Origin of the sequence: Nocardioides baekrokdamisoli (assembly GCF_003945325.1) — a bacterium.
Lineage (GTDB): Bacteria > Actinomycetota > Actinomycetes > Propionibacteriales > Nocardioidaceae > Nocardioides > Nocardioides baekrokdamisoli.
In genome coordinates this window covers 1,553,105-1,577,226 of record NZ_AP019307.1, presented here as the reverse complement: position 1 = coordinate 1,577,226, position 24,122 = coordinate 1,553,105, and the positions used below count along the sequence as shown (strand labels likewise).

Here is a 24,122-nt window from a genome sequence, read left to right as displayed (position 1 = left end):
GGAGAATCCTCCTGTGACCGTCCCGAATGTCCTCGCCGCTCGCTACGCCTCGAAGGAACTGGCGGCCATCTGGTCGCCGGAGCACAAGATCGTGCTCGAACGGCAGCTGTGGATCGCTGTCCTCAAGGCGCAGCGTGAGCTCGGCATTGACGTCCCGGACGGCGTCATCGAGGCGTACGAGAAGGTCATCGACACCGTCGACCTCGGCTCGATCGCCGCTCGTGAGCGGATCACCCGCCATGACGTGAAGGCGCGGATCGAGGAGTTCTCCGACCTCGCGGGCCACGAGCACATCCACAAGGGTATGACCTCGCGCGACCTCACCGAGAACGTCGAGCAGTTGCAGATCCTGTCGAGCCTCACACTCGTACGTGACCGCGCCGTAGCAGTCCTTGCGCGCCTCGGCCGCCTCGCCGCCGAGCACGAGACCACCGTGATGGCGGGCCGCTCCCACAACGTCGCCGCCCAGTCGACCACCCTCGGCAAGCGGTTCGCCACGGTCGCCGACGAGTTGATGGTTGCCTTCCAGCGGGTCGAGGAACTCATCGCGCGCTACCCGTTGCGCGGCATCAAGGGTCCGATGGGCACGGCCCAGGACATGCTCGACCTGCTCGACGGCGACGCGGCCAAGTTGGCCCAGCTCGAGACCGCGGTCGCGAGGCACCTCGGCTTCGACCACGTCTTCACGTCGGTCGGTCAGGTCTACCCGCGTTCGCTGGACTTCGACGTGGTCAGCGCGCTGGTCCAGCTCGCTGCGGCGCCGTCCAACCTGGCGACCACCATCCGCCTGATGGCCGGCAACGAGCTGGTCACCGAGGGCTTCAAGGAGGGCCAGGTCGGCTCGTCGGCGATGCCGCACAAGATGAACAGCCGCTCCTGTGAGCGCGTGAACGGCCTGTCGGTGATCCTGCGCGGCCACCTGTCGATGATCGGCGAGCTCGCCGGCGACCAGTGGAACGAGGGCGATGTCTCCGATTCCGTCGTACGCCGCGTCGCCCTGCCGGACGCGTTCTTCGCGATCGACGGGCTGTTCGAGACGTTCCTGACCGTGCTCGATGAGTTCGGGGCGTTCCCGGCGGTCATCCAGCGAGAGTTGGACCGTTACCTGCCGTACCTCGCCACCACCAAGGTGCTGATGGCCGCGGTTCGCAACGGTGTCGGGCGCGAGTACGCCCACGAGGCGATCAAGGAGGCAGCCGTCGGCACAGCGCTGGCCATGCGCAAGGGCCAGCCGGAGAACGATGTGTTCGCGAAGCTCGCCGCCGATGAGCGGCTCGGTCTGACCAGTGAGCAGCTCGCGTCGCTGGTGGCAGCGCCGATTGAGTTCACCGGTGCCGCTGTCGCCCAGGTGCAGACGGTGGTCGCGAAGGTCGACGCGATCGTCGCGAGGTATGCCGACGCAGCCGCTTACGCCCCCGGCGGAATCCTCTAGTCACAAACGCGCCTCAGCGAGCCTCTTCACTGGTGCGTGTGGCCCCGAGGTACCGTCGACTCATGCGACGCATGGTGTTGATGGGGCCTGTGGTTCTCACGCTCGGAGCCCTCGCGGCCTGTTCGAATCCGCTCAACAACGCCGCGGCGACGACGTCACCGCTGCCGACGGACTCGACCACGACGGTGATCACTCCGACGCCCACGCCCACCCCGACGGCTACCAAGACCGCCCCGCAGCAGACCGGCGAGGCCAATCCGTCGCCGTTCGCCACCCCGACGATCCCGGATGCCAATGCCCCGAAGCCTGCCTGCAGCAGCGTCTGGGTCGACGGCGGGACTCTCCCGGCCACGTACCACGGCTGCACCGGAGACTCGAAGGCCGACGAGCACATGCTCGACTGCAACACCGGCCCCAACCTGTGGATCCGCAACGAGCCGAACAGCTACGAGTACTTCGCCTTCGCAGGCAAGGAGATCAACCACAGCAAAGACCCGAACGCGGACTCCGCCGCGACCGGCAAGTGCATGTCGTGAGGCCCGGCCGCCGCGGTCAGTAGGCTGAGCCAGTGGCGAACGAGCTCAACATCCCCGATGCCCCCGCGATCCCGGGCACGACCCACCTGCACTCGGGCAAGGTCCGCGACCTGTACGAGATCAACGAGGGCGAGTACGCCGGGCACCTGCTGATGGTTGCCAGCGACCGGATCAGCGCCTTCGACTACGTCCTGGACTCCACGATCCCGGACAAGGGTGAGGTGCTCACCCGGATGTCGTTGTGGTGGTTCGACCAGCTCAAGGACATCGCGCCCAACCACGTCATCTCCACCGACGTCCCCGAGGCAGTCAAGGGCCGTGCGGTCATCTGCCGCAAACTCGAGATGTACCCCGTCGAGTGCGTGGCGCGCGGCTACCTGACCGGCTCCGGTCTCATCGACTACCGCGCCACCGGCGAGGTCTGCGGCGTACCCCTTCCCGCCGGTCTCATCGACGGCAGCCGGCTCGCCGAGCCTATCTTCACCCCCGCCGCGAAGGCCGCTGTCGGTGACCACGACGAGAACGTCTCGTACGAGGCCGTGGTCGCGACCGCGGGCGAGGCGAATGCAGCCGCGCTGCGCGAGGCCACCCTGACGATCTACGGCCGCGCCCGCGAACTGGCCGAGGAGCGCGGGATCATCCTGGCCGACACGAAGTTCGAGTTCGGTTCCGCGGACGGCGCTCTCGTCCTGGCCGACGAGGTGCTGACCCCGGACTCCTCACGCTTCTGGGCCCAGGACGAGTGGACGCCCGGCCAGACCCAGCCCTCGTACGACAAGCAGATCGTGCGCAACTGGCTGCTCGACAACTGGGACCCCAAGTCGGGTACGCGGCCGCCGGCCCTTGCTCCCGAGGTGATCGAGCGCACCCGGGCTCGTTACATCGAGGCGTACGAGCGCCTCACGGGTGAGCGCTTTTAGTAGAAAGCTCCAAAGGGGCGGCAGATTTTCTCGGTTCGGGAGTATCCGGTGCGTTCCGCACCGTGTACTCTGGCGGCATGACTCGCGAACTCGACCAAGCGATCGACGACCTCACCATCGGCGCCCAGGAATGGGCCCGGATGTCGCTCACCGAGCGCGCCGACCTGATGCGCCTCACCCAGGCGGCGGTCGGCAGGGCTGCTGACGCGTGGGCGGCGGCCGCCTTCGCCGCCAAGAGTGTCCCCTCCGGTTCCTACGAGGGCGAGGAGTGGATGTCTGGTCCGGCGGCGACGGGTCCGATGTTCGCCGAGTACGCACTCAGCTTCGATCGGCTGGCCGCAGGCAAGTCGACGATCGACGGCTTCAAGCTCAGCACGGTGGCGGGTGGCCGCACCGCCGTCCGCGTGCTGCCGGGCAACCCGAAGGATGTCCTGTTGTTCAGTGGTTTCACCGCTGACGTGTGGCTGCAGGAGGGCATCGGCCCGGAGCAGGCGAAGGCCGACGCCGGTCTGCACGCACGCAACGTCGGCGAGAACGGTGGCGTCGGGCTGGTCCTCGGCGCCGGCAACATCTCCTCGATCGGCCCGCTCGACATCGCGTACGAACTGGTCGCGTACAACCGCGCCAGCATCCTCAAACTGAACCCGACCTTCGCCCACCTGAAGGACGCGTACGAGCAGGCTCTCGCGCCGCTCATCGAGCGCAACCTCCTGCGCATCGTCAACGGCGGCCCCGAGGTCGGCGGCTACCTGGCCGATCACCCGCAGATCAGCCACGTCCACATCACCGGCTCGGGGCGTACCCACGATGCGATCGTGTGGGGCCCGGGCGAGGAGGGCGAGAAGAACAAGGCGGCAGGTACGCCGAAGCTCGGCAAGGAGATGACCTCCGAGCTCGGCGGTGTCTCGCCGATCATCGTGATCCCGGGCGACTGGACGAAGGCCGACCTGCGGTTCCAGGCCGAGCACGCGGTCACCCAGCGGATGCACAACGCGGGCCACAACTGCATCGGCGGTCAGGCACTCATCGTCAGCAGTGACTGGGGTCAGAAGGATGCCTTCCTCGCCGAGGTGCGCAACGTGTTGGCCACCATCCAGCCGCGTGCGCCGTGGTACCCCAACGGCCAGGCCAGCATCGACCGGGCGAAGGCGACGTACCCCGACGCCGAGCAGGTCGGCAGCTGCCTGCTCGTCACTCTCGACAAGGAGTCGCCGAGCGAGTTGTACGACGGCGAGTACTTCGCCGCGGTCCTCGGCGTCACCGAACTCGCCGGCATCGGTTCCACGTTCTTCAAGGCTGCGGTGGACTTCGCGAACGAGCGCCTTGACGGCACCCTCGGTGGCTCGATCATCGTGGACTCCAAGGACATCAAGGCGATGGGTGCACGCTTCGACGAGATCGTCGCGGAGATGAAGTACGGCGCCGTCGGCATCAACGTCTGGAGCGGGATCGCGTTTCTGCTCCCCGGCGCTGCTTGGGGTGCGTACCCGGGTCACACCTTGGACAAGGTCGGCTCCGGCATCGGCATCGTGCACAACACGCACCTGATCGCGCACACGGAGAAGACGGTCGCTCGCGGCCCGTTCCGCCCGTTCCCGCGGTCAGTCGCGAACGGCGAGATGGCTCTGGGCCCGAAGCCGCCGTGGTTCGTTACGAACAAGACCTCCGCGAAGTCCGGCGAAGCGCTGGCCCGCTTCGGAGGCAAGCGGAGCTGGTGGAACACGCTCAAGGTGTTCCCGCCGGCCCTGCGTGGCTGAGCCGCGGTCATGACTGCTGCCCTCAACGACGACCGCGACGGGCGCAACGCGCGCTGGGACGACCACCGCGAGCAGCGGCGCCGGCACATCGTCGACGCCGCGGTCGCCCTGGTCGAGGAACTTCCGATCGGCGCCGAACTGACCCTGCAGGACGTCGCCGACAGCTCCGGCCTGGTGCGTACGGTCGTCCAGCGCCATTTCGGCGGCCGGATCGGCCTCGTACGCGCCGTGCAGGCCGACGTGGTCGCGCGGGCGTTCACGCGGATCTCCTCCGCTACCGAAAGCCTCACGACCTATCGCGCCCTGTCGCACGACCTCGTCGCCGCGACCGTCAGCTGGGTCGCCGAGCATCCGAAACTGCACGTCCTGGTGGAGAAGGAACTCGGTGACGGCGAGCCGAGCGAGTTGTCGCGGACGATCAACGAGTTCGCCGAGCAGCTGACCGCGCTCAACGCCCTGATCGCGAGCGGGTTCGGGCTGATCCTCGACGAGCGGCAGATCGCTGAGACGCGGCTCCTCTACATCGGCCTGATCGGCCAGGTCCGAGCAACCACCACGCACTGGGTGTTGCACGACCAGCACTTGGTCAGCGCAGAAGCCTTGACCAGCCTGCTGTCCCACTGGATCCTCAAGCAGACCCTTGATCTGGCGGCCCGGTACGGGCTGGAGATCGACGCCGACGAGCCGTTCGCAGGGCTCGTCCACATCTGGCGCGAGCAGGGCATCGGCGCCTGACTCGTCACCGCACGTAGCCATCACAACCCAGGCGGCTCGCCGCCTTCGATCACTAAGGTTCCACGCATGACGACCTACAACCTCGCGTCCCTTCTCGAGGACAGCGCAGCCAAGTTCCCCGAGCGGACCGCGATCGTCTTCGGCGACACCCGGCTGTCGTACCCGGCCGTGAATGCGGTCGCCAACCAGGTGGCGAACCTGCTCGTGGCGAGCGGGGTGGAGCCCGGCGACAAGGTCGCCTTGATGTGCCCGAACCTGCCGTACTTCACGATCATCTACTTCGGCATCCTCAAGGCCGGCGCGGTCGCCGTGCCGCTCAACGTGCTTCTCAAGGGCCGCGAGGTCGCGTACCACCTCGAGGACTCGGACGCGAAGGTCCTCTTCGCCTTCGAGGGCACCCCGGACCTCGCCATCGGCGTTGAGGCCAACGCGGGTGTGCTCGCCACCCCGAGCTGCGAGCACCTCTTCGTCATCACCGCAGACCCGGCCGGTCCGTCCCCGATTGAGGGGCGTACGACCTTCGGCCACGCCGTCGGGTCGCAGCCGATGACGTTCGACACGGTGGCCACCGACGAGGACGACACCGCCGTCATCCTCTACACCTCAGGCACGACCGGCCGCCCGAAGGGCGCCGAGCTCCGCCACCGCAACGTGCGCGACAACACCCGGCTCGGGACGCCGCTGTTCGGCGCCAATGCCGACACGCCGGACACGTACCTCTGCGTGCTCCCGCTGTTCCACACCTTCGGCCAGACCGTCATCCAGAACGGCGCCTTCCTGTACGGCGGCACCGTCGTGATGCTGCCGCGCTTCGACGCCCAGCAGGCGCTCGCACTGATGCTGCGCGAGAAGGTCACCTTCTTCGGCGGTGTCCCGACGATGTACTGGGGACTGCTCGGCGCCCTCGACGGGTCCGTCGACGTCGAGGCGCTGCGGTCGAACCTGCGGGTGGCCGTCGCCGGCGGTGCAGCCCTGCCGGTCGAGGTGCACCGCGAGGTTGCGAAGCGTCTCGGCGTGACCATCCTCGAGGGGTACGGGCTGTCCGAGACCTCGCCGGTCGCCAGCTTCTCCACCCTCGGGACCGAGCCGAAGGTCGGCTCGATTGGCGTGCCGGTCCCCGGTGTGGAGATGACGCTCATCGAGCCGGGCTCCTGGGAGCAGGTGGAGTGGACCGACGACGCGATCGGCGAGATCGCGATCAAGGGTCACAACATCATGAAGGGGTACTACAAGCGCCCCGAAGCCACCGAGGAGGCGATCAGCCCGGACGGTTGGTTCCGCACCGGCGACCTCGGCAAGCGCGACGCCGAGGGTTGGTACTACATCGTCGACCGAGCCAAGGACATGATCATTCGCGGCGGCTTCAACGTGTACCCGCGTGAGCTCGAGGAGGTCCTGCTGACCCATCCGGCGATCTCGCTCGCTGCCGTCATCGGTGTCCCGCACGAGTCGCACGGCGAGGAGGTCAAGGCGCACGTCATCCTCAAGCCGGGTGCGTCCGCGACGGCCGAGGAGATCATCGCCTGGAGCAAGGACCAGATGGCGGCGTACAAGTACCCGCGGATCGTCGCGATCGTGGACTCCCTGCCGATGACCGCCACGGGCAAGATCCTCAAGCGCGAACTCTCCTGACCTGATCAACGGCGAAGGTTTCGGTCATCAGGCGGCCGAAACCTTCGCCGATCGCCCGGCTCCTCTCGCGGCTGGGCCGCGAAGGCGGCCTCCGAGGACACCGCCCGTAGGATGTATCCATGCCGCGCATCGTTGTCGACGTCATGCCCAAGCCCGAGATCCTGGATCCCCAGGGCAAGGCCGTCCTCGGAGCGCTGCCGCGCCTCGGCTTCACCGGCGTCGCAGACGTACGCCAGGGCAAGCGGTTCGAGCTCGAGGTTGCCGAGATCACCGACGCGGTGCTCGCGGACGTCGAGAAGCTCGCTGAGACCTTCCTGGCCAACACGGTCATCGAGAACTTCGTCGTCCGGACCGACGCCTGATGCGCGTCGGGGTCGTCACCTTCCCGGGGACGCTTGACGACGTCGACGCCCAGCGCGCCGTCCGGATCGGTGGCCACGAGGCGGTTGCCCTGTGGCACGCCGACCACGACCTCCAGGGCGTCGACGCGGTCGTACTGCCCGGCGGCTTCTCGTACGGCGACTACCTCCGCTGCGGCGCGATCTCTCGGTTCGCGCCGATCATGACCGAGGTCATCGAGGCGGCAGGCAAGGGCCTTCCGGTCCTCGGCATCTGCAACGGTTTCCAGATCCTGGTCGAGTCCCACCTGCTTCCGGGCGGCCTGCTGCGCAACGACCACCGGACCTTCATCTGCCGCGACCAGAAGTTGCGGATCGAGAACAACGAGACGCCGTGGACCGCCGCGTACGCGAAGGATCAGGAGATCGTCGTCCCCCTCAAGAACGGAGAGGGTCAGTACGTCGCCGATGACGAGACGATCAAGCGCCTCGAGGGCGAGGGCCTCGTGGTCGCGCGCTACCTCGACGTGAACCCGAACGGCTCGATGAACGATATCGCCGGCATCCGCAACGACCGCGGCAACGTGGTCGGCTTGATGCCGCACCCGGAGCACGCCACTGAGGCCCTGACCGGCTCCGGCCTCGATGGCCTCGGCTTCTTCACCAGCCTCGCGGCCGGCGCTTTCGCCTAGGCCTTTCCGGCAGCGAGCAACGCCCACAGGGCCGGATCCACGACGCTGACCTGCGTCAAACCGTGCCTGGCGCGATAGGCGCGTACGGCCGTGGCGGTCATGTCGAGCGCCACCCCGGTCTCCGGCAGTCCGAGCCGCGGGTCCGCGGCATCGAGGGCACGCTGGAGGTCGCGGACCTCCTCCGATCCGCTGCCGTACTTGAGCAGCGGATGACTGTTCGACGCGAACAGGGCGATCCAGCTCTGCGTCGTGAACTTGCCGCTCGGGGTGAAGCCCTTCGAGATCTGCCAGGTCTTCACGGCGTTGATCAGGGTGCGGTCGTACGCGCTGCTCACCCCGCCGGTGAAGCCGGCGCGTTCGCTGAGCAGGCAGCGCAGCGCCTGGACCTGAGCGGCGTTGACCGGGTGGCCCGGGAAGGACGGTTGCAGCGGCGCGTACGAGGAGAAGTCGACCTTGACCCCGTACCGGCTCTGGGTGCTGGCGCAGTGGGCGACCCCGGGAGCGACGGAGCCGAGCCCGGTGTCGATGAAGTCGTTGTCGACGTTGATCGTCACGCCGCCGTGGGTCTCGTTGTGACCGCCGCGGTACTGCTTGACCCGCGAGTGCGGGTTCCACACGGTGTCGCTGATGTACTCCGAGGCCGTGCCGGGCACGCCGTCCCAGTCCGCGATCCAGACCTGTCGTGGCATGGCGAACGACTTGTCGGAGCTGGCGTCGGCCAGGGAGGCGATGCCGGAGGAGGCGCTGGAGTAGACAGCTGAGGCGTACCCGACCGACTGCAGGTACTTGACCCAGCCAGTGAGGAAGCGCAGCGCCGAGACCCTGCACGAGGTGATGCCGGTGTTGTACGACTCGAGGTCGTAGAAGAGCGTGCTTCCCTTGACGATGCCGAGTGCACTCGCGGCCGTGACCGCGCGCCGGGCCTCGAGGACGCCCTGGTTGTACGCCGTGGCGTAGGAGTTCGTGGAGTTGGCGCTGATCACCGGATCGTTGCCATAGCGCGGGAAGTGTCCGCTGCAGGAAGCTTGCGGTCCGAGGGTGATCGGCAACAGCTTCCAGCCCTTGGCGAGCTGCGTACGCACCCATCCGGCAGTCAGGTTCGGCTGGGCGAGGCAGCCGCGGGAGGCGCCGGAGATGTAGATGCCGACGCCGAGGTACGGACTCGACTTCATCCAGGCGTCCATTGCCGTCTGCGAGGGTGCGTTGCACTGGTCGAAGGCGTACCCGGTGAAGTTGCCGGGTGTGATCGGGTTCGGGGCCTGAGCCGAACTCAGCCACCCCAACGACCGCGCGATCCGCGGGCCGTACGCGTACGCGCCGGCTGCGATGAGGGCAAGTGTGAGCACGAGGACGACGAGCGTAGGCCTGGCGCGCTCGTGGTGCCGAAGTTCGGTGGTCACCGAAACAGGGTAACCACATGAGTCACATCAGTCTCATTCATCACACGGCGCGCACAGGGTTTCTGTCAGTGCCGCATGCCGAAGGGGCCCGAGGGCGGCCAGATCGTGGCGCCTCGGACCCCCACGGGTGCGGTGGATCAGTCGACGGCGAGTGCCGGCGTACGCGACGGCCAACGGATCAGGGTCAGCGCGCTGGCCAGCGAGATCAAGCCGATCACCAGTGCCGCGATGAAGCCCGGGTGACCGCCGGCGGTGAAGTCGCCCACCTTGCCGAAGGTCGCGTACACCGAGGCGATCACGGCGAAGCCGATCGCGCCACCGAGCTGCTGCATCGTCTGGAGCAGTCCGGAGGCGGCCCCGGCATGCTCCGGCTCCACACCCTTGAGCGCCAGCGAGGTCAGCGGCATGAAGCTCAGGCCGGAGGCGATCGCCATGATCCACAGCGGACCAACGACGCCCCAGTAGTTCGTGGTGTCGTGCAGGCCGAGCAGCAGAGCGAAGGACAGGACGCGTCCCGCAGCACCGATGAGGATCAGCGGGGTCTGGCCGTACCGCTCGACGAGCTTCGGCACGATCCTCGAGAGTACGAAGATCGTCACCGGCATCGGCAGGAACGCCAGGCCAGCGGTCATCGGACCGAACTTCAGCGTGCCCTCGAAGAACAGCACGAGGAGGAAGAAGATCGCCATCATCGAGCCGTACGCACCGGACATGGTGACCAAGGCTGCGACCCGGCGGCGGTCCTTGAGGAGGCTGAGCCGGAGCAGCGGGTGCGGGTGGCGGCTCTCGGTGTAACCGAGGATCGTGAAGAGCAGCGCCGCGAGGACGAAGCCGCCGATCGTGTGGGCTGAGGCCCAGCCGTAATCCTGGGCCTTGATGACGGTCCAGACGACCGTGGCGGCACCGCCGGTCGCGGTGAGCGCCCCGATGAAGTCGAACTTGCCCGGGCGGCGCGGTGTCTCGGTGACGTAGCGACGGACGGTGGCCAGCACGGCGAGGCCGATCGGGATGTTGATGAAGAGCGTCCAGCGCCACGACGCCAGGTCGGTCAGGGCGCCGCCGAGCAGGAGGCCCAGGCCGGCACCACCGGCGGAGACCGCCGTGAACTGCGACAACGCGCGGTTGCGGGCGTGCTCATTGGGAGCACTCGTGGTGAGCAGGGCGAGTACGGACGGGGCCGCGATCGCGGCGCCGGCACCCTGCAGCGCGCGAGCTGCGATCAGCATCTCGGCATTCGGCGCGAGGCCGCCGACGAGCGAGAAGAGCGTGAAGGCGGCCAGGCCCCACCAGAACACCCGGAGGCGTCCGAAGACATCGCCGAGGCGACCGCCGAGGAGCAGCAGGCCGCCGAAGGTGAGGGCGTACCCGTTAAGGACCCAGGAGAGTCCGCCGGTCGACATGTGCAGGTCGGCCTGGATGTGGGGGAGCCCGACGTTCATCACGGCAGAGTCGAGTACGAGCATGAGTTGGGCCAGCAGCACGATGTAAATGCCGTAGTTGTGAGACCGGTACGCAGTAGCGGCTTGGGTGCGCACGCTACGGCTCTCGGCGAGAAGCGAGGTCATGGTGTGTCCTCATTCTGTGGACTGGAGTTTTGGAGAGAAGTACGTAGACTTATGTGGAGACGGGCTCCGGTTCCATGAACTATACGGAGACAGTCTCCGTTTAGCAAGTCGACATCGTAGAAAGGGTGAGCCGCAGTGACCATCACGACGGACAAGCCCCTCCGCGCCGACGCACAACGCAACCGCAGCCGCATCATCGACGCCGCTCGCGAGCTCATCCGGGAGAAGGGCCTCGACGCCACCTCGATGGACGAGGTCGCCAAGCGCGCCGGCGTGGGCCCGGGCACCCTCTACCGACACTTCGCCACCAAGGACGAGCTGTACGACGCCGCGATCCAGGCCTGGGCCGAGACCGTCAACGCCCGAGCCGATGAAGCGCTGGCCTCCAGCTTCGACGACCGCGAACGGTTGCTCAACTGGCTGCGGACGTACGTATCGCTGCTGACCGCTCACAAGGGCGCGGCCGCGCGGATCACCGCGTCGCTGGGCGACCCGGGGTCGGCGTACGCGACGAAGTGCACGACCTATCTCCACGCGAACGAGCGCGTCATTGCCGGGCTGGACTCGATCCGGCCGACTGTCGATGCGATGCAGATGTGCCGGGTCGTCGGTGGCGTGGCCGCGGTGGCGGATCAGAGCGAGTTGAACGCAGAGGCCGTCGAGCCGCTGATCACCGTCCTGGCCGACGGCTTCCTCGAGGCGTGACCCTCGCCGTCGACGGCCGCCACGAACCCGATGTGGTGTGATGACCGCGCTCACATGTTGCTGCGACGGTCGGAGGCACGGATGTTCGCTGCTCGAACGCTCGCGTACGCCGTCGCCGGCGTCTCCTGGCTCATGGTCGACTTCGTGACCTGGCGGACGCACGGGACGCTCGCATCGTCCAGTCTGGCCGACGTGGTGCGTCTCGCCCGCGCTCACGAGGCGCACGTGTCGCCCGGCAACGTCATGGCCATCACCGCCGTGCCTGTCCTCGGGGCGGCTCTGGGGGCTCTCTGCGCGTGGCGCAATCGCCTTGTCGCATGGGTCCGCATCGCTGTGGCCGCAGGCGGAGTGTGTACGGCCATCGCGCTGATCGCGGGTCTCGGGAAGGGTGAGGGTTCCGCCTTCGGGCCGGGCGCCTGGCTGGCGATGGCCGGCGTCGTCGCTGCGGCGACGGGCGTCGTGATCGACGGGTTCTTCCTCGTGATCCGCCGTCGGCCGATAGAGTCCGCCTCCTAGTCCGAGGGGGCCGCTCACATGATTGCCGAACATCCACCCGTCGATGGCCCGCGTCCTTCGTCGCGGAAGCGCTTCGTCCTGATCGCTGCGATCGTCACCGTGATCGCGCTCGCCGCGGGTGGATTCGCAGCCTGGCAGCTTTTCGGGAAGAGCGGCGGTGCCAAGAGCCCGGAGGCCGCGGTCGGTACGGTCGTCAGCGCCTTGCAGAGCCACGACGTGGTTGCGCTCGCCTCGGCCATCGATCCGGGCGAGGTCGGCGGACTCACCAACCTTGCTGACAGCGCGAAGGCCAGTCTCGGCCGCGCTGGCGGGAACGGGGCCGATGTCCTGAACGCGGTCAACCTCAACATCAGGGGCGTCACCTACGCCACGACGAGTCTGGCCAACGGTGTCTCGGGCGTGACGATCACGGGTGGCACGTACGACCTGAAGGTCGATCTGAAGAAGGCCTATGCAGCGTTGATGAAGTCAGTGCCGAGTTCGATGGCAGAGGGCATGCCGAGCGCGCCGCCGCAGCCGACCTTCGAGCGCCGGGGCAACATCGTCGACCTCTTCGACCGGGCGAACCTGCCCTCGCGCGACATCATCGTGGTCAAGCACGACGGCGGCTGGTACGTCTCCCTCTTCGCGACGATCGCGAACATGGGTTACCAGCAGGCGAAGAAGAGTGATGCGAACGTGCCTGCCGTCGATTGGAGCAAGTACGCCAATCCGCCTCAGCCGATCGTCGGTGCGGACGCCAACGGTGTGGTGCAGAACTTCGTGACAGCGGCCAACGCCCACAGCCTCAGTCAACTGTTGGCCAACCTGCCCCAGGACGAGGTCCGCGGGCTCTACCCGTTCGGTGCCTTCTTCGACTACGAGGCGAACAAGGGCGGACGGTCCGGCGACTCGGTCGGCGTCACCAGCCTCCAGGTGACGACCGCTCCGCGCAACGGCGAAACGGCGGCCACGTTCACAGGCGGGACCTTCAGTTCGACGGATTCGTCGGGGAGGACCACGACCAAGGTGTTCAAGGACAAGTGCATGGTCAGCGACAACGGCCCGCAGTGCGTGCCCGCGGAGATTGCCTCGGCGGCGGGGTTCAACGGCGTCGTGCTCATGCTCAAGAGTGTCAACGGCGGGTACCAACTGGACCCGGTCGCGACCTACGTGAATGCAGTTGCCGCGCTCTCTGCCCACGCGACCGCACTGCAGAAGGCGGCGGTCTCGTACCTCACGTCGCGGTTCAATGCCTCGATGTCGGATTCGGGTACGTCAGGGTCCACCTCCTAGGGGACCGGGGGCTGGTCGCGAAGGCTGTTCCGCGGGCTTCCCCGGGTAGATTGAGGGGCGTGACTCAGGCCCAGCTGGACACCGTCTCCGTTGCCTCTTCCGACCCCGATCGCTCGCAGCCGTGGGCGGAGCTCGGCCTCAAGGAGGACGAGTACGCCAGGATCCGCGAGATCCTCGGTCGCCGGCCCACCGGTGCCGAGCTCGCGATGTATTCGGTGATGTGGTCCGAGCACTGCTCGTACAAGTCCTCGAAGGTGCACCTCAAGCAGTTCGGTGAGCTGGCCCAGGAGACGTCGGCGGGCAAGATGCTCGCCGGCATCGGCGAGAACGCGGGCGTGCTCGACATCGGTCAGGGCTACGCCGTCAGCTTCAAGGTCGAGTCCCACAACCACCCGTCGTACGTCGAGCCCTACCAGGGCGCGGCGACCGGTATCGGTGGCATCGTCCGCGACATCATCGCGATGGGTGCTCGCCCGGTCGCGGTGATGGACCCGCTGCGCTTCGGCCCGCTGGATGCCGAGGACACCCATCGCGTCCTGCCCGGCATCGTCGCGGGCGTCGGTGGCTACGGCAACTGCCTCGGCCTGCCGAACATCGGCGGCGAGGCCGTCTTCGACGAGACCTACCTCGGCAACCCGCTGGTCAACGCTCTCTGCGTCGGCGTCCTCAAGCACGAGGACCTGCACCTCGCGAAGGCGTCCGGTGAGGGCAACCAGGTGATCCTGTACGGCGCACGTACCGGCGGCGACGGCATCGGCGGTGTCTCGATCCTTGCGTCCGAGACCTTCGACGCCGACGGTCCGGCCAAGCGCCCGGCTGTCCAGGTCGGCGACCCGTTCATGGAGAAGCTCCTGATCGAGTGCACCCTCGAGCTCTTCGCCAAGCGTCTGGTCAACGGCATCCAGGACCTCGGTGGCGCTGGCCTCTCCTGCGCCACCTCCGAGCTCGCGTCGGCCGGTGACGGCGGCATGTACGTCCACCTCGACAAGGTGCCGCTGCGCGACTCCACGCTCTCGCCCGAGGAGATCCTCATGAGCGAGTCGCAGGAGCGGATGATGGCCGTCGTCGAGCCGGAGCACGTCGCTGCCTTCCTTGCGGTGTGTGCGAAGTGGGATGTCGAGGCCGCGGTCATCGGTGAGGTCACCGAAACCGGCCGTCTCGTCATCGACTGGCACGGCGAGACCGTCGTCGACGTTCCGCCGGGCACGGTCGCGCACGAAGGTCCGGTCTACAACCGGCCGTACGCCCGACCGGACTGGCAGGACACCCTGCAGGCCGACGGAGCCGAGAAGCTCACCCGTCCCACGACCGGTGCCGAGCTCCGGGAGACCGTGATCACGCTGGCCGCCTCGCCGAACCTGTGCGACAAGACCTGGATCACGCAGCAGTACGACAACTACGTACGCGGCAACACCGTCCTCTCGGCCGGCAGCGACTCGGGCATGGTCCGGGTCGACGAGGACACGAACCTCGGCGTCTCGATCTCGACCGACTGCAACGGACGGTTCGCCAAGCTCGACCCGTACGCCGGCGCGCAGCTCGCGCTGGTGGAGTCGTACCGCAACGTCGCCACTGGTGGAGCGCGTCCCCTCGCCGTCTCGGACTGCCTGAACTTCGGCTCGCCGGAGGACCCGGCGGTGATGTGGCAGTTCGCGGAAGCCTGCCGCGGCCTCAAGGACGCCTGCGCGGTCCTCGGTACGCCGGTCACCGGCGGCAACGTGTCGCTCTACAACCAGACCGGTGACACCGCCATCCTGCCGACGCCGGTGGTCGCCGTCCTCGGCGTCATCCAGGACGTCACCCGTCGTACCCCGTCGGCCTTCGTCGCCGCGGGTGAGACCGTCTTCCTGCTCGGCGAGACCCGCGAGGAACTCTCCGGGTCGGAGTGGGCCCACGTCGTGCACCGCCACCTCGGTGGTCTGCCGCCGAAGGTGGATCTGGCGGCGGAGCAGGCACTTGCGGAGGTGCTGGTCGAAGGCGTCGGGCTCCTGACGGCGGCGCACGACCTGTCGGACGGCGGCCTCTCCCACGCGCTCGTCGAGTCGTCCATCCGCAACGGTGTCGGCGTATCCGTCTCGCTTCAGGGAGACGCGTTCCTCGGCCTCTTCTCGGAGTCGACCGCTCGCGCGATCGTGACCGTCGCTGCTGGACGTGAGGCCGACCTCGAGGCTCTGGCGGCGAAGTTCGGTGTCCCGGTGGCGAAGCTCGGCACGACCGGCGGCTCGTCGATCATCGTCGAGGGCGAGTTCGAGCTGCCGATCGCCGAGGTCGCCGAGGCGTGGCGCGGCACCCTCCCGAACGCGCTCGGTGAGACCGTCCCCGTACGCGAGGCGATCTTCGGTCACCTGTGAGCCGTCGGCTTCAACCTCTCGACCCGGTCGCGCTGGCGGCTGCGGTCGAGGCGGCCGATCGTCGCGCGCTGACCAAGCACTACCTCGCTGTGCTCGAGTCCCGAGCACCCGGGAAGTCCGTCGAGGTCCGGATCCCGCCGTACGCGGCGATCCAGTGCATCGAGGGCGTACGCCACACCCGCGGAACGCCGCCGGCCGTCATCGAGATGGACCCGGACACCTGGATCGCGACCGCCTCGGGCGCGCTCCCCTGGGCCGACGCGGTGGCCTCCGGGAAGGTTCGCGCCAGCGGGGAGCGTACGGACCTCTCCACGTACCTGCCGCTCTCGTGAGGTCTCCTCATTCGTGTGTCCGTACGACGTACCGGGTGCGTCGCCAGAACACCTCAGGAGCCGCCCCGATGCGGCAGGTCCTTTGACGTCCAATTTGTGAAGCGTCAAGGTCGCGGGGATAGGTTCGTCACATGGATCTGAAGGCGACCGTTCACGACCTCATGCCCGCGATTCTGGAGGACCTCAAGGACCTCGTCAGGATCCAGTCGGTGAGCGCGGATCCGGACCGGCTCGACCAGGTCGAGGTCAGCGCGCAGAAGACCGCTGACCTGTTCCGGGCCGAGGGTTTCGACGTCGACATCGTCCGTGCGTTCGATGGCGCCCCCCCGGCGGTCATGGGGGAGAAGAAGGGTCCTGAGGGAGCCCCGACGGTGCTTCTGTACGCGCACCACGACGTGCAGCCCGAGAACGACCCGGCCGACTGGGACAGCCCGCCGTTCGAGCCGACCATCCGGGGCGACCGCCTCTACGGCCGCGGTGCCGCCGACGACAAGGCCGGCATCATGACCCACCTCGGAGCCGTACGCGCGCTCGGTGCCGACCTTCCCGTCACCGTCAGACTCTTCATCGAGGGCGAGGAGGAAGTCGCCAGCGCAACCCTGCCCCAGCTCCTCGAGCAGAACGTCGAGCGCCTCCGCGCCGACGTGATCGTCATCGGCGACTCCGGCAACTGGGACATCGGCGTACCCGCACTCACCACCAGCCTGCGCGGCCTGATCCGCGTGGACGTGGAGGTCCGGACCCTCGACCACGCCGTGCACAGCGGTATGTGGGGCGGTCTGGCGCCGGACGCGATCATGGCGATGATCCGACTGCTCAACAGTCTGTGGACCGAGGACGGCTCGCCGGCGGTCAAGGGGCTTGTCGGCGGTCCGGCCGCCGACGTGGACTATCCCGAGGACCGGCTGCGCGCCGAGTCCGGGATCCTCGACGGCGTCTCGTGGGTCGGCGACGGCCCCATGGTGGAGCGGTTGTGGACCAAGCCGGCGATCAGCATCACCGGCTTCGACGCCCCCAAGGTTGCGGGCGCCTCCAACACCCTGATCCCGACCGCACGAGCTCGCGTGACGGTACGCATCGCACCCGGCGACAGCGGCGAGAACGCGGTGGCGCGGCTCCTGGAGCACCTCGAGGAACACACTCCGTTCGGTGCGCATGTCTCCACGACGGTGGTCGACACCGGTGAGCCGATCGCGATCCCGGCCGACGGCCCGGCGTACGACATGGCCCGGGCGGCCTTCGCCGAGGCCTGGGACGGTACGCAGCCGGTCGACATGGGTGTCGGCGGCTCGATCCCCTTCATTGCGGAGTTCCTGGACACCTTCCCGCAGGCGAGCGTGCTGGTGACGGGTGTCGAGGACCCTGACACGCGCGCCCACGGACCGAACGAAGGTCTGCACCTGGCTGAGTTCGAGCGGGTCGTGACCGCTCATGCGCTGCTTCTGCAGCGTCTCGGGGCTCTGTGACGGCACGAATCCGGTCGTCCGAGCGACCGATTTCGTTCCGCGAATCTCCCCGGTGCGGCACCGCCAACTAGACTCACCCACGTGTGCGGCGTCTTCGGAGTATGGGCCCCAGGTGAAGACGTATCGAAGTTGACCTACTTCGGTCTCTACGCCCTTCAGCACCGCGGCCAGGAGAGCGCCGGCATCGCGGTCAGCAACGGTCGGCAGATCCTGGTCTACAAGGACATGGGTCTGGTCAGCCAGGTCTTCGACGAGGCCACGCTCGACACCCTCAGCGGCCACCTCGCGATCGGCCACGCCCGCTACTCCACCACCGGTGCGAGTGTCTGGGAGAACGCCCAGCCGATCTTCTGCCCGACCCAGGAGGGCAGCGTCGCACTGGCCCACAACGGCAACCTGGTGGACGTCCCCGAACTCCGTGAGTGGGCCACCCAGCTCCCGGCGCATGCCGAGGGTCGGCACACGCCGGTCTCCACCAACGACACCAGCCTGCTCACCGAGCTGCTCGCGTACCACCCGGACTCCGACGCCGAGACCCGTGCGATGGAGCTGCTCCCGATGATCAAGGGCGCGTACTCGCTGGTCTGGATGACCGAGGACACGCTGTACGCCGCGCGCGACCCCGAGGGCATCCGGCCGCTCGTGCTCGGCCGGCTCGCCAGCGGTTGGGTCGTGGCATCCGAGGACGCGGCACTTGCGACCATCGGCGCCACCGTGGTCCGCGAGGTCGAGCCGGGCGAGTTGATCGCGATCAACGAGAACGGACTCCGCAGCACGAAGTTCGCCCAGCCGCGCGCCAAGGGGTGCGTGTTCGAGTACGTCTACCTCGCCCGCCCGGACGCGACCATCGCCGGCCGCAACGTGCACGAGGCACGCGTCGAGATGGGCCGCCAGCTCGCGTACGAGCACCCCGTCGACGCCGACGTCGTCATCGGAGTCCCGGAGTCGGGCATCCCGGCGGCGACCGGCTACGCCGAGCAGTCGGGGATTCCGTACGCGCAGGGCTTCGTGAAGAACGCGTACGTCGGCCGGACCTTCATCCAGCCCTCGCAGACGCTGCGTCAGCTCGGCATCCGGCTCAAGCTCAACGCGCTGGAGCACGTGGTCAAGGGCAAGCGGATCGTCGTGATCGACGACTCGATCGTCCGCGGCAACACCCAGAAGGCGCAGATCAAGATGCTGCGCGAGGCCGGTGCTGCCGAGGTGCACGTACGCATCTCGAGCCCGCCGGTCACGTGGCCGTGCTTCTACGGCATCGACTTCGCGACCCGCGCCGAACTGATCGCCAATGGCATGGCCATTGACGAGATCGCCCGCTCGATCGGGGCCGACTCCCTGGGCTACATCACGCTCGAGGGCATGGTCGGCGCCACCCATCAGCCGACCGAGTCGCTCTGCAAGGCTTGCTTCACCGGCGAGTACCCGATCGAACTGCCTGAGTCGAGCCAGCTCGGCAAGCACCTGCTCGAGATGACCCTGACGTCCCCGACAGAGGGCAAGGCCTTGCCTGTCCTCAACAACCCGTAACGGAGCCTTGATGACCAACGCGTACGCCGCTGCCGGTGTCGACATCCACGCCGCCGATGCGGCGATCGAGATGTTCAAGGGCGCCGTGGCGAAGACGAAGCGGCCGGAGGTCATTGGGGGGTTGGGCGGTTTCGCCGGTCTGTTCGACGCGAGCGCCCTCAAGCGTTTCGACAAGCCGGTTCTGGCGACCTCGACCGATGGTGTCGGCACGAAGGTCGCGATCGCGCAGGCGATGGACATCCACGACACGATCGGATTCGATCTGGTCGGCATGGTGGTCGATGACCTCGTCGTCTGTGGCGCCGAGCCGCTCTTCATGACTGACTACATTGCGACCGGCAAGGTCGTGCCCGAGGTCATCACCTCGATCGTCACCGGCATCGCCAACGCCTGCGCCGAGGCCGGTGTGGCCCTGGTCGGCGGCGAGATCGCCGAGCATCCGGGGCTGCTCAAGGCCGGTGAGTACGACGTCGCTGGCGCCACTACCGGCGTCGTCGAGGCCGATGCGATGTTGGGCCCGGACAAGGTCCGTGCCGGAGACGTTGTCCTCGCGATGGCCGCCAGCGGCCTGCACTCCAACGGGTACTCGTTGGTCAGGCACGTGCTGCTCAACAACGCGGGCATACCGCTCGACAGGCACATCGACGAGCTCGGTCACACGCTCGGCGAGGAGTTGCTCGTCCCGACCCGCCTCTACACCAAGCCGTCGCTGGAATTGGCGCGTACGACCGGCATCCATGCCCTGTCGCACGTCACCGGCGGGGGCCTGGCAGCCAACCTGGAGCGCGTCCTCCCGAAGACGGTCGGTGTCGAGATCGATCGCTCGACGTGGGCTCCGCAGCCGATCTTCGACCTCGTCCGCAAGACCGGCGACGTCGCGCTCGCGGACCTCGAGATGACCCTCAATTGCGGCGTCGGCATGGTCGCGCTGCTGCCGGGCGACGATGTCGACGCGGCGATCGCTGCGCTGGGTCGGTACGGCATCTCGGCCTGGGTCGCGGGTCGCGTGACCGACACGCCGGGCGGTGTCGTGAACCTCTCTGGCACCTATCAGGGCTGGGTCTGACAGTCCGCTGACGCCGACAAGCGAGACCCGTGTGCGGGATGCTTGCTCGAGCCGGTAGTTTGGGTACCACGAAAACCTTTTGAGTAAGTCCGGGATTGCATCCCGGCCAGGCGCGGGAGAGTGCTGCCATGGGTCGCGGCCGTCAGAAAGCCAAGCAGACGAAGGTCGCTCGCGACCTCAAGTACCAGACGCTCGACACCGATTTCGGTGCGCTCGCCCGTGAGCTTCACGGCAGCGAGGGTGCGTCGTCCGAGGTCGATGACGACCTCGACGAAACTGGTGTCGACGACAAATGGGCCGACTACCGATCTTGAGCCAACTCGGCGCGTGACGCGCGCCACTGCTCGTTCGGCGGCCGCCCAGCCGCGCGTCAGCGTGACCCGGTCAGGATTCGTCCTCGACATCCTGTAGGCCTTCCCGTGAACTCACTCACATGTGAGTGAGTTGGTGCTCCATATCCTCCTGTGCTGTCAGGCACGCCAGGAGCATCCAGCAGGGGTTCGACAGTGTCCACACGCACACAACATCCGTACCATCTTGCGGATGAATTCGGCGCATGTCATTGTTGCTATATCCGTACGGATGTTTGGATGTTAGGGAGATGACCATGCACACGATGGCTGAAGCAGCGCACCAGGCGTTCTTCATGTTCTGGCAGACGTTGTGGGCATTGGTGCTGGGCTTCGTCCTGTCCGGCCTGGTCCAGGCGTACGTCAGCCGCTCGAAGATGCAGGCGGTGCTCGGGGATCACGGCCCGGCCGCGATCGGGCGGTCGACCTTCTTCGGGGTGGTGTCCTCGTCGTGTTCGTACGCAGCGGCGGCCCTCGCCAAGACACTCTTCAGCCGCGGGGCGGACTTCACCGCCGCGATGGTCTTCATGCTGGCCTCGACCAACCTGGTCGTGGAACTGGGGTTGGTGCTCTGGCTCCTTCTCGGCTGGCAGTTCGCGCTCGCCGAGTTCGTCGGTGGGGTCGTCATGGTGGTGCTGATGGCGTACGTGCTGCCGCGAGTGATCCCGGCACGGCTGATCGATCAGGCGCGTACGCGGCTCAACGGCGGGCAGGCGCACGGAGATCACGCGCACGGCGCCCACGATCACGGAGCTGCGGAGGCGCGCGGCAACCTCCGGGACGCCGCGTCGTACACGATCGCCGATCTGACGATGCTCCGGAAGGAGCTCGTGATCGGGTTCGTGGTGGCCGGGATCCTGGCGGCCGCCGTCCCGACCAGTGTGTGGCAGGCGCTCTTCCTGACGGGGCACGGCTGGGTGACGGCTGTCGAGAACGCGATCGTCGGCCCGTTCCTGGCGATCATCAGCTTCGTCTGCTCGGTCGGCAACGTGCCGCTCGCAGCGGCGCTGTGGACGGGCGGGATCGGCTTCGGCGGTGTGATTGCCTTCGTCTTCGCCGACCTGATCACGCTGCCGCTTCTGGTGATCTACCGGAAGTACTACGGCACCGCGATCACGCTCCGGCTGGCCGCTGCGCTGTGGGCGATCATGTCCGTCGCCGGTCTGGTCGTCGAGGTCCTCTTCAGCTGGTGGGGGATTGTGCCCGGGCGTCGGGCCGGCTTCGCCTCGATGGAGTTGGCCTGGGACCACACCACGTACTTGAACATCGTCGCCGTCATCCTGCTCATCGTGGTGGTCGTCCTCGCGCGGACGCGGCAGGAGTCCAGTGGGTACGCCATCGACCCGATCTGCGGCATGCAGGTCGAGATCGCCCATGCCCCAGCCGTACGCCAGGGCCCGGACGGGGCCGTGTACTTCTGCGCAGACCGGTGTGCGGATCGGTGGGACAAGGGCCAGGGCCCGGCACCGATGGCGCCGGCCGCCGTGGTCCCGGAACAGCCACTGCTGCAGATCGGTCTGCGGCCGCCGACCGAGAGGGAAGACCATGGCCACCATGTCTGACAAGGCGCAGCACCCGCACCCGATCGATGCCGAGCGGGTCGCACACGCGAAGGCCAGGGTGCCGTCGGCGGAGGACGCGGGCCGGCTGACCAGCCTCCTGTCGATGATGGCCGACCCGGTCCGGCTGCGACTGATCTATGCCCTCGACGTCAGCGAGGAGCTCTGCGTCGGCGACCTCGCGATCGCGTTGGAGGTGAGCGAGGACTCCGTCTCGTACGCGCTGAAACTGCTGCGCAGCGCGGGGCTCGTCGTCACGCGGAAGCAGGGGAGGGTGGTGTTCAACCGGCTGGCCGAGGACTTCCCGGAGCCGCTGCGCGACCACTGCCTGCGGCAATTGGTGGCGATCACGCGGCGGTGATCGCCGTCACGTTCTGAGGTGTAACTCGTTCTACTTGTATGCGCCGCACCTGTCTTCGTCTGCTTCTCGCTGTTGCCCTCGCGGCGCTCACCCTGGCGGGCCTTCCCCAGACCGCCGCCCAGGCGGCTTCCGTGGTCTCCCCTGACAGCGACCCGTTCTACTCCTACCCGACCGCCTCGCTGGCGTCGAAGGCGAACGGCGCGATCCTGCGTACGCGGCAGGTCACCCTCTCGCTCGGGCCGGCGAGCTCGGGCGGTGCCGGGATCCCGGCGATCCCGACGACGGTGCCCGCGACCCAGCTGCTCTACAAGACCACCGACGCGACCGGGAAGCCGACGTACAGCGTGACGACCGTGCTGGTCCCGCTGACCGGGACGGCGAACGCCCGGGTGGTGAGCTACCAGAGCTTCTACGACTCACTGGGCAAGAAGTGCGACCCGTCGTACACCCTCCAGGGCGGCGACCCGGGCGCGGCGAACCGGCAGTTGTCGTCGGTCGAGCAGGGTGTCGTCCAGGAGCTGTGGGCGACCGGGTACGTCGTCAACGTGCCGGACTTCGAGGACATCACCAATGACTGGGTGGCCGGCACCGAGTCCGGTCAGTCGACCCTCGACTCCCTCAAGGCGACCGAGTCCTACCTCAAGCTCGCGGCGTCCACGCCAATCGCTCTGATGGGCTACTCCGGCGGCTCGATCGGCAGCGACTGGGCGGCCGAGTTGGCGCCGGCGTACGCGCCCTCGCTCAACCTGATCGGCACCGCCATCGGCGGCATCCCCGTCAACCTGCAGCACAACCTGAAGTACGTAGACGGTACGCCGGCCTGGTCGGACGTCATGCCGGCCGCGCTCGTCGGCATCGCGCGCTCGTTCCACATCGACCTCACCCCCTACCTGTCCGCCTACGGTTTGAAGCTGACCGGCATCGTCGCCGATCAGTGCATCGGGGACTTCTCGGGCGCCTGGCCGGGTCTGCGGGCGAGCCAGTTGATGAAGCCGCAGTACGCGGACCCCTTCAGCGTCCCGCTCCTCCGTGACACCGCCGCCAAACTGGTGATGAGCACCGCGCCCGGCAACCCGAAGACGCCGTTCTTCATGATGGCGGGCAACCACGACGGCACTGGTGACGATGTGATGATCCTCAGCGACCAGCGGTGGCTGCAGCAGCAGTACTGCGAGGCGGGTCTGCCGGTGCAGTTCCAGGAGGCTCCCGGTGCCCACACCGAGGTCGGTCTGGCGTTCATGGCTGCTGCGCAGACCTGGCTGGCCTCCCGGTTCGCCGGCGTCCCGGCACCGCAGAACTGCCCGCCGGCGCGTGCACGCACCTATGTCGGTCTGACCTACGGCTCGGACCCGCTCAAGGTTGGTGCGTCGAACCGGATCACGTTCGCAGCGCACCCGATGTCGATGGTCACCGGGCAGCTCACCATCCAGATCACCGGCCCCGGCATCAACATCTCGCGGACAGTCACGCTCACGCCGAGCATGAAGGGCGTCTACAGCGTGTACGTGAAGCCCACGGCTCGGGGATCGGTTGCGGTCAAGGCGTTCTACCACGGGAGCACGACCTGCCAGCCGTCGAGCGTCTCGGCCTATCGGACGGCGTCCTAG

21 protein-coding genes and 1 pseudogene are annotated in these 24,122 nt (G+C 67.7%); 20 read left to right on the top strand and 2 right to left on the bottom strand.

Annotated elements, in window-relative coordinates; genetic code table 11:
• Nucleotides 1-13: 13 nt before the first annotated feature.
• The 8 genes from purB (at nt 14) to purQ (ending at nt 8,042) form a co-directional block, all read left to right on the top strand.
• Nucleotides 14-1,432 carry an adenylosuccinate lyase gene (purB, locus tag KCTC_RS07605; RefSeq protein ID WP_125568270.1) on the top strand — a complete coding sequence of 473 codons (1,419 nt, stop codon included), beginning with the start codon at nt 14-16 and terminating at the stop codon, nt 1,430-1,432.
• 62 nt (nt 1,433-1,494) lie between these two features.
• Nucleotides 1,495-1,968 (top strand): hypothetical protein, encoded by a 474-nt coding sequence (locus tag KCTC_RS07600; protein ID WP_125568268.1) that lies wholly within the window; start codon nt 1,495-1,497, stop codon nt 1,966-1,968.
• Nucleotides 1,969-2,000: 32 nt separating this feature from the next.
• Complete coding sequence (locus tag KCTC_RS07595) at nt 2,001-2,888, top strand: phosphoribosylaminoimidazolesuccinocarboxamide synthase (RefSeq protein ID WP_125568266.1); 888 nt, start codon at nt 2,001-2,003, stop codon at nt 2,886-2,888.
• Nucleotides 2,889-2,965: 77 nt separating this feature from the next.
• Nucleotides 2,966-4,645, top strand: a complete 1,680-nt coding sequence (locus tag KCTC_RS07590) for an aldehyde dehydrogenase family protein (protein ID WP_125568264.1) — start codon at nt 2,966-2,968, stop codon at nt 4,643-4,645.
• Between the two features lie 9 nt (nt 4,646-4,654).
• Nucleotides 4,655-5,380 (top strand): TetR/AcrR family transcriptional regulator, encoded by a 726-nt coding sequence (locus KCTC_RS07585; RefSeq protein ID WP_125568262.1) that lies wholly within the window; start codon nt 4,655-4,657, stop codon nt 5,378-5,380.
• Nucleotides 5,381-5,446: 66 nt separating this feature from the next.
• Complete coding sequence (locus KCTC_RS07580) at nt 5,447-7,012, top strand: long-chain-fatty-acid--CoA ligase (RefSeq protein WP_125568260.1); 1,566 nt, start codon at nt 5,447-5,449, stop codon at nt 7,010-7,012.
• Between the two features lie 119 nt (nt 7,013-7,131).
• The gene (gene purS / locus KCTC_RS07575) at nt 7,132-7,374 is read left to right on the top strand and encodes a phosphoribosylformylglycinamidine synthase subunit PurS (RefSeq protein WP_125568258.1); all 243 of its coding nucleotides are present in this window, start codon (nt 7,132-7,134) and stop codon (nt 7,372-7,374) included.
• Nucleotides 7,374-8,042 (top strand): phosphoribosylformylglycinamidine synthase subunit PurQ, encoded by a 669-nt coding sequence (gene purQ / locus KCTC_RS07570; protein WP_125568256.1) that lies wholly within the window; start codon nt 7,374-7,376, stop codon nt 8,040-8,042. Before purS ends, purQ begins: the two co-directional genes overlap by 1 nt.
• Here purQ and KCTC_RS07565 read toward each other — a convergent pair.
• Together KCTC_RS07565 and KCTC_RS07560 are read right to left on the bottom strand one after the other, a co-directional pair.
• Nucleotides 8,039-9,442, bottom strand: a complete 1,404-nt coding sequence (locus KCTC_RS07565; protein WP_125568254.1) for a glycoside hydrolase domain-containing protein — start codon at nt 9,440-9,442, stop codon at nt 8,039-8,041. The genes purQ and KCTC_RS07565 overlap by 4 nt on opposite strands.
• A gap of 137 nt (nt 9,443-9,579) precedes the next feature.
• The gene (locus KCTC_RS07560; RefSeq protein WP_125568252.1) at nt 9,580-11,007 is read right to left on the bottom strand and encodes an MFS transporter; all 1,428 of its coding nucleotides are present in this window, start codon (nt 11,005-11,007) and stop codon (nt 9,580-9,582) included.
• A gap of 135 nt (nt 11,008-11,142) precedes the next feature.
• Here KCTC_RS07560 and KCTC_RS07555 point away from each other — a divergent pair, with 135 nt between their 5' ends.
• The 12 genes and pseudogenes from KCTC_RS07555 to KCTC_RS07500 all read left to right on the top strand — a co-directional run bounded on the left by KCTC_RS07555 (nt 11,143) and on the right by KCTC_RS07500 (nt 24,122).
• Nucleotides 11,143-11,712 carry a TetR/AcrR family transcriptional regulator gene (locus KCTC_RS07555; protein WP_231998634.1) on the top strand — a complete coding sequence of 190 codons (570 nt, stop codon included), beginning with the start codon at nt 11,143-11,145 and terminating at the stop codon, nt 11,710-11,712.
• 81 nt (nt 11,713-11,793) lie between these two features.
• The gene (locus KCTC_RS07550) at nt 11,794-12,228 is read left to right on the top strand and encodes a hypothetical protein (protein ID WP_125568250.1); all 435 of its coding nucleotides are present in this window, start codon (nt 11,794-11,796) and stop codon (nt 12,226-12,228) included.
• A gap of 18 nt (nt 12,229-12,246) precedes the next feature.
• Nucleotides 12,247-13,503, top strand: a complete 1,257-nt coding sequence (locus tag KCTC_RS07545) for a flagellar basal body-associated FliL family protein (protein WP_125568248.1) — start codon at nt 12,247-12,249, stop codon at nt 13,501-13,503.
• A 59-nt stretch (nt 13,504-13,562) separates the two neighbouring features.
• Nucleotides 13,563-15,854, top strand: a complete 2,292-nt coding sequence (gene purL / locus KCTC_RS07540; RefSeq protein ID WP_231998633.1) for a phosphoribosylformylglycinamidine synthase subunit PurL — start codon at nt 13,563-13,565, stop codon at nt 15,852-15,854.
• Nucleotides 15,851-16,186, top strand: a complete 336-nt coding sequence (locus KCTC_RS07535) for a sterol carrier family protein (RefSeq protein ID WP_164512525.1) — start codon at nt 15,851-15,853, stop codon at nt 16,184-16,186. Before purL ends, KCTC_RS07535 begins: the two co-directional genes overlap by 4 nt.
• A gap of 131 nt (nt 16,187-16,317) precedes the next feature.
• Complete coding sequence (locus tag KCTC_RS07530; RefSeq protein WP_125568246.1) at nt 16,318-17,652, top strand: dipeptidase; 1,335 nt, start codon at nt 16,318-16,320, stop codon at nt 17,650-17,652.
• An 84-nt stretch (nt 17,653-17,736) separates the two neighbouring features.
• Nucleotides 17,737-19,179: pseudogene (gene purF / locus KCTC_RS07525) on the top strand (amidophosphoribosyltransferase); the annotation flags it as partial.
• 10 nt (nt 19,180-19,189) lie between these two features.
• Nucleotides 19,190-20,245 carry a phosphoribosylformylglycinamidine cyclo-ligase gene (gene purM / locus KCTC_RS07520; protein ID WP_125568242.1) on the top strand — a complete coding sequence of 352 codons (1,056 nt, stop codon included), beginning with the start codon at nt 19,190-19,192 and terminating at the stop codon, nt 20,243-20,245.
• Between the two features lie 128 nt (nt 20,246-20,373).
• Complete coding sequence (locus KCTC_RS07515; protein WP_125568240.1) at nt 20,374-20,559, top strand: DUF3073 domain-containing protein; 186 nt, start codon at nt 20,374-20,376, stop codon at nt 20,557-20,559.
• 302 nt (nt 20,560-20,861) lie between these two features.
• Nucleotides 20,862-22,157, top strand: a complete 1,296-nt coding sequence (locus KCTC_RS07510; RefSeq protein WP_164512524.1) for a permease — start codon at nt 20,862-20,864, stop codon at nt 22,155-22,157.
• Nucleotides 22,141-22,515 (top strand): ArsR/SmtB family transcription factor, encoded by a 375-nt coding sequence (locus KCTC_RS07505; protein WP_197715156.1) that lies wholly within the window; start codon nt 22,141-22,143, stop codon nt 22,513-22,515. The genes KCTC_RS07510 and KCTC_RS07505 overlap by 17 nt, the downstream gene beginning before the upstream one ends.
• A gap of 38 nt (nt 22,516-22,553) precedes the next feature.
• Nucleotides 22,554-24,122 (top strand): lipase family protein, encoded by a 1,569-nt coding sequence (locus tag KCTC_RS07500; protein WP_125568236.1) that lies wholly within the window; start codon nt 22,554-22,556, stop codon nt 24,120-24,122.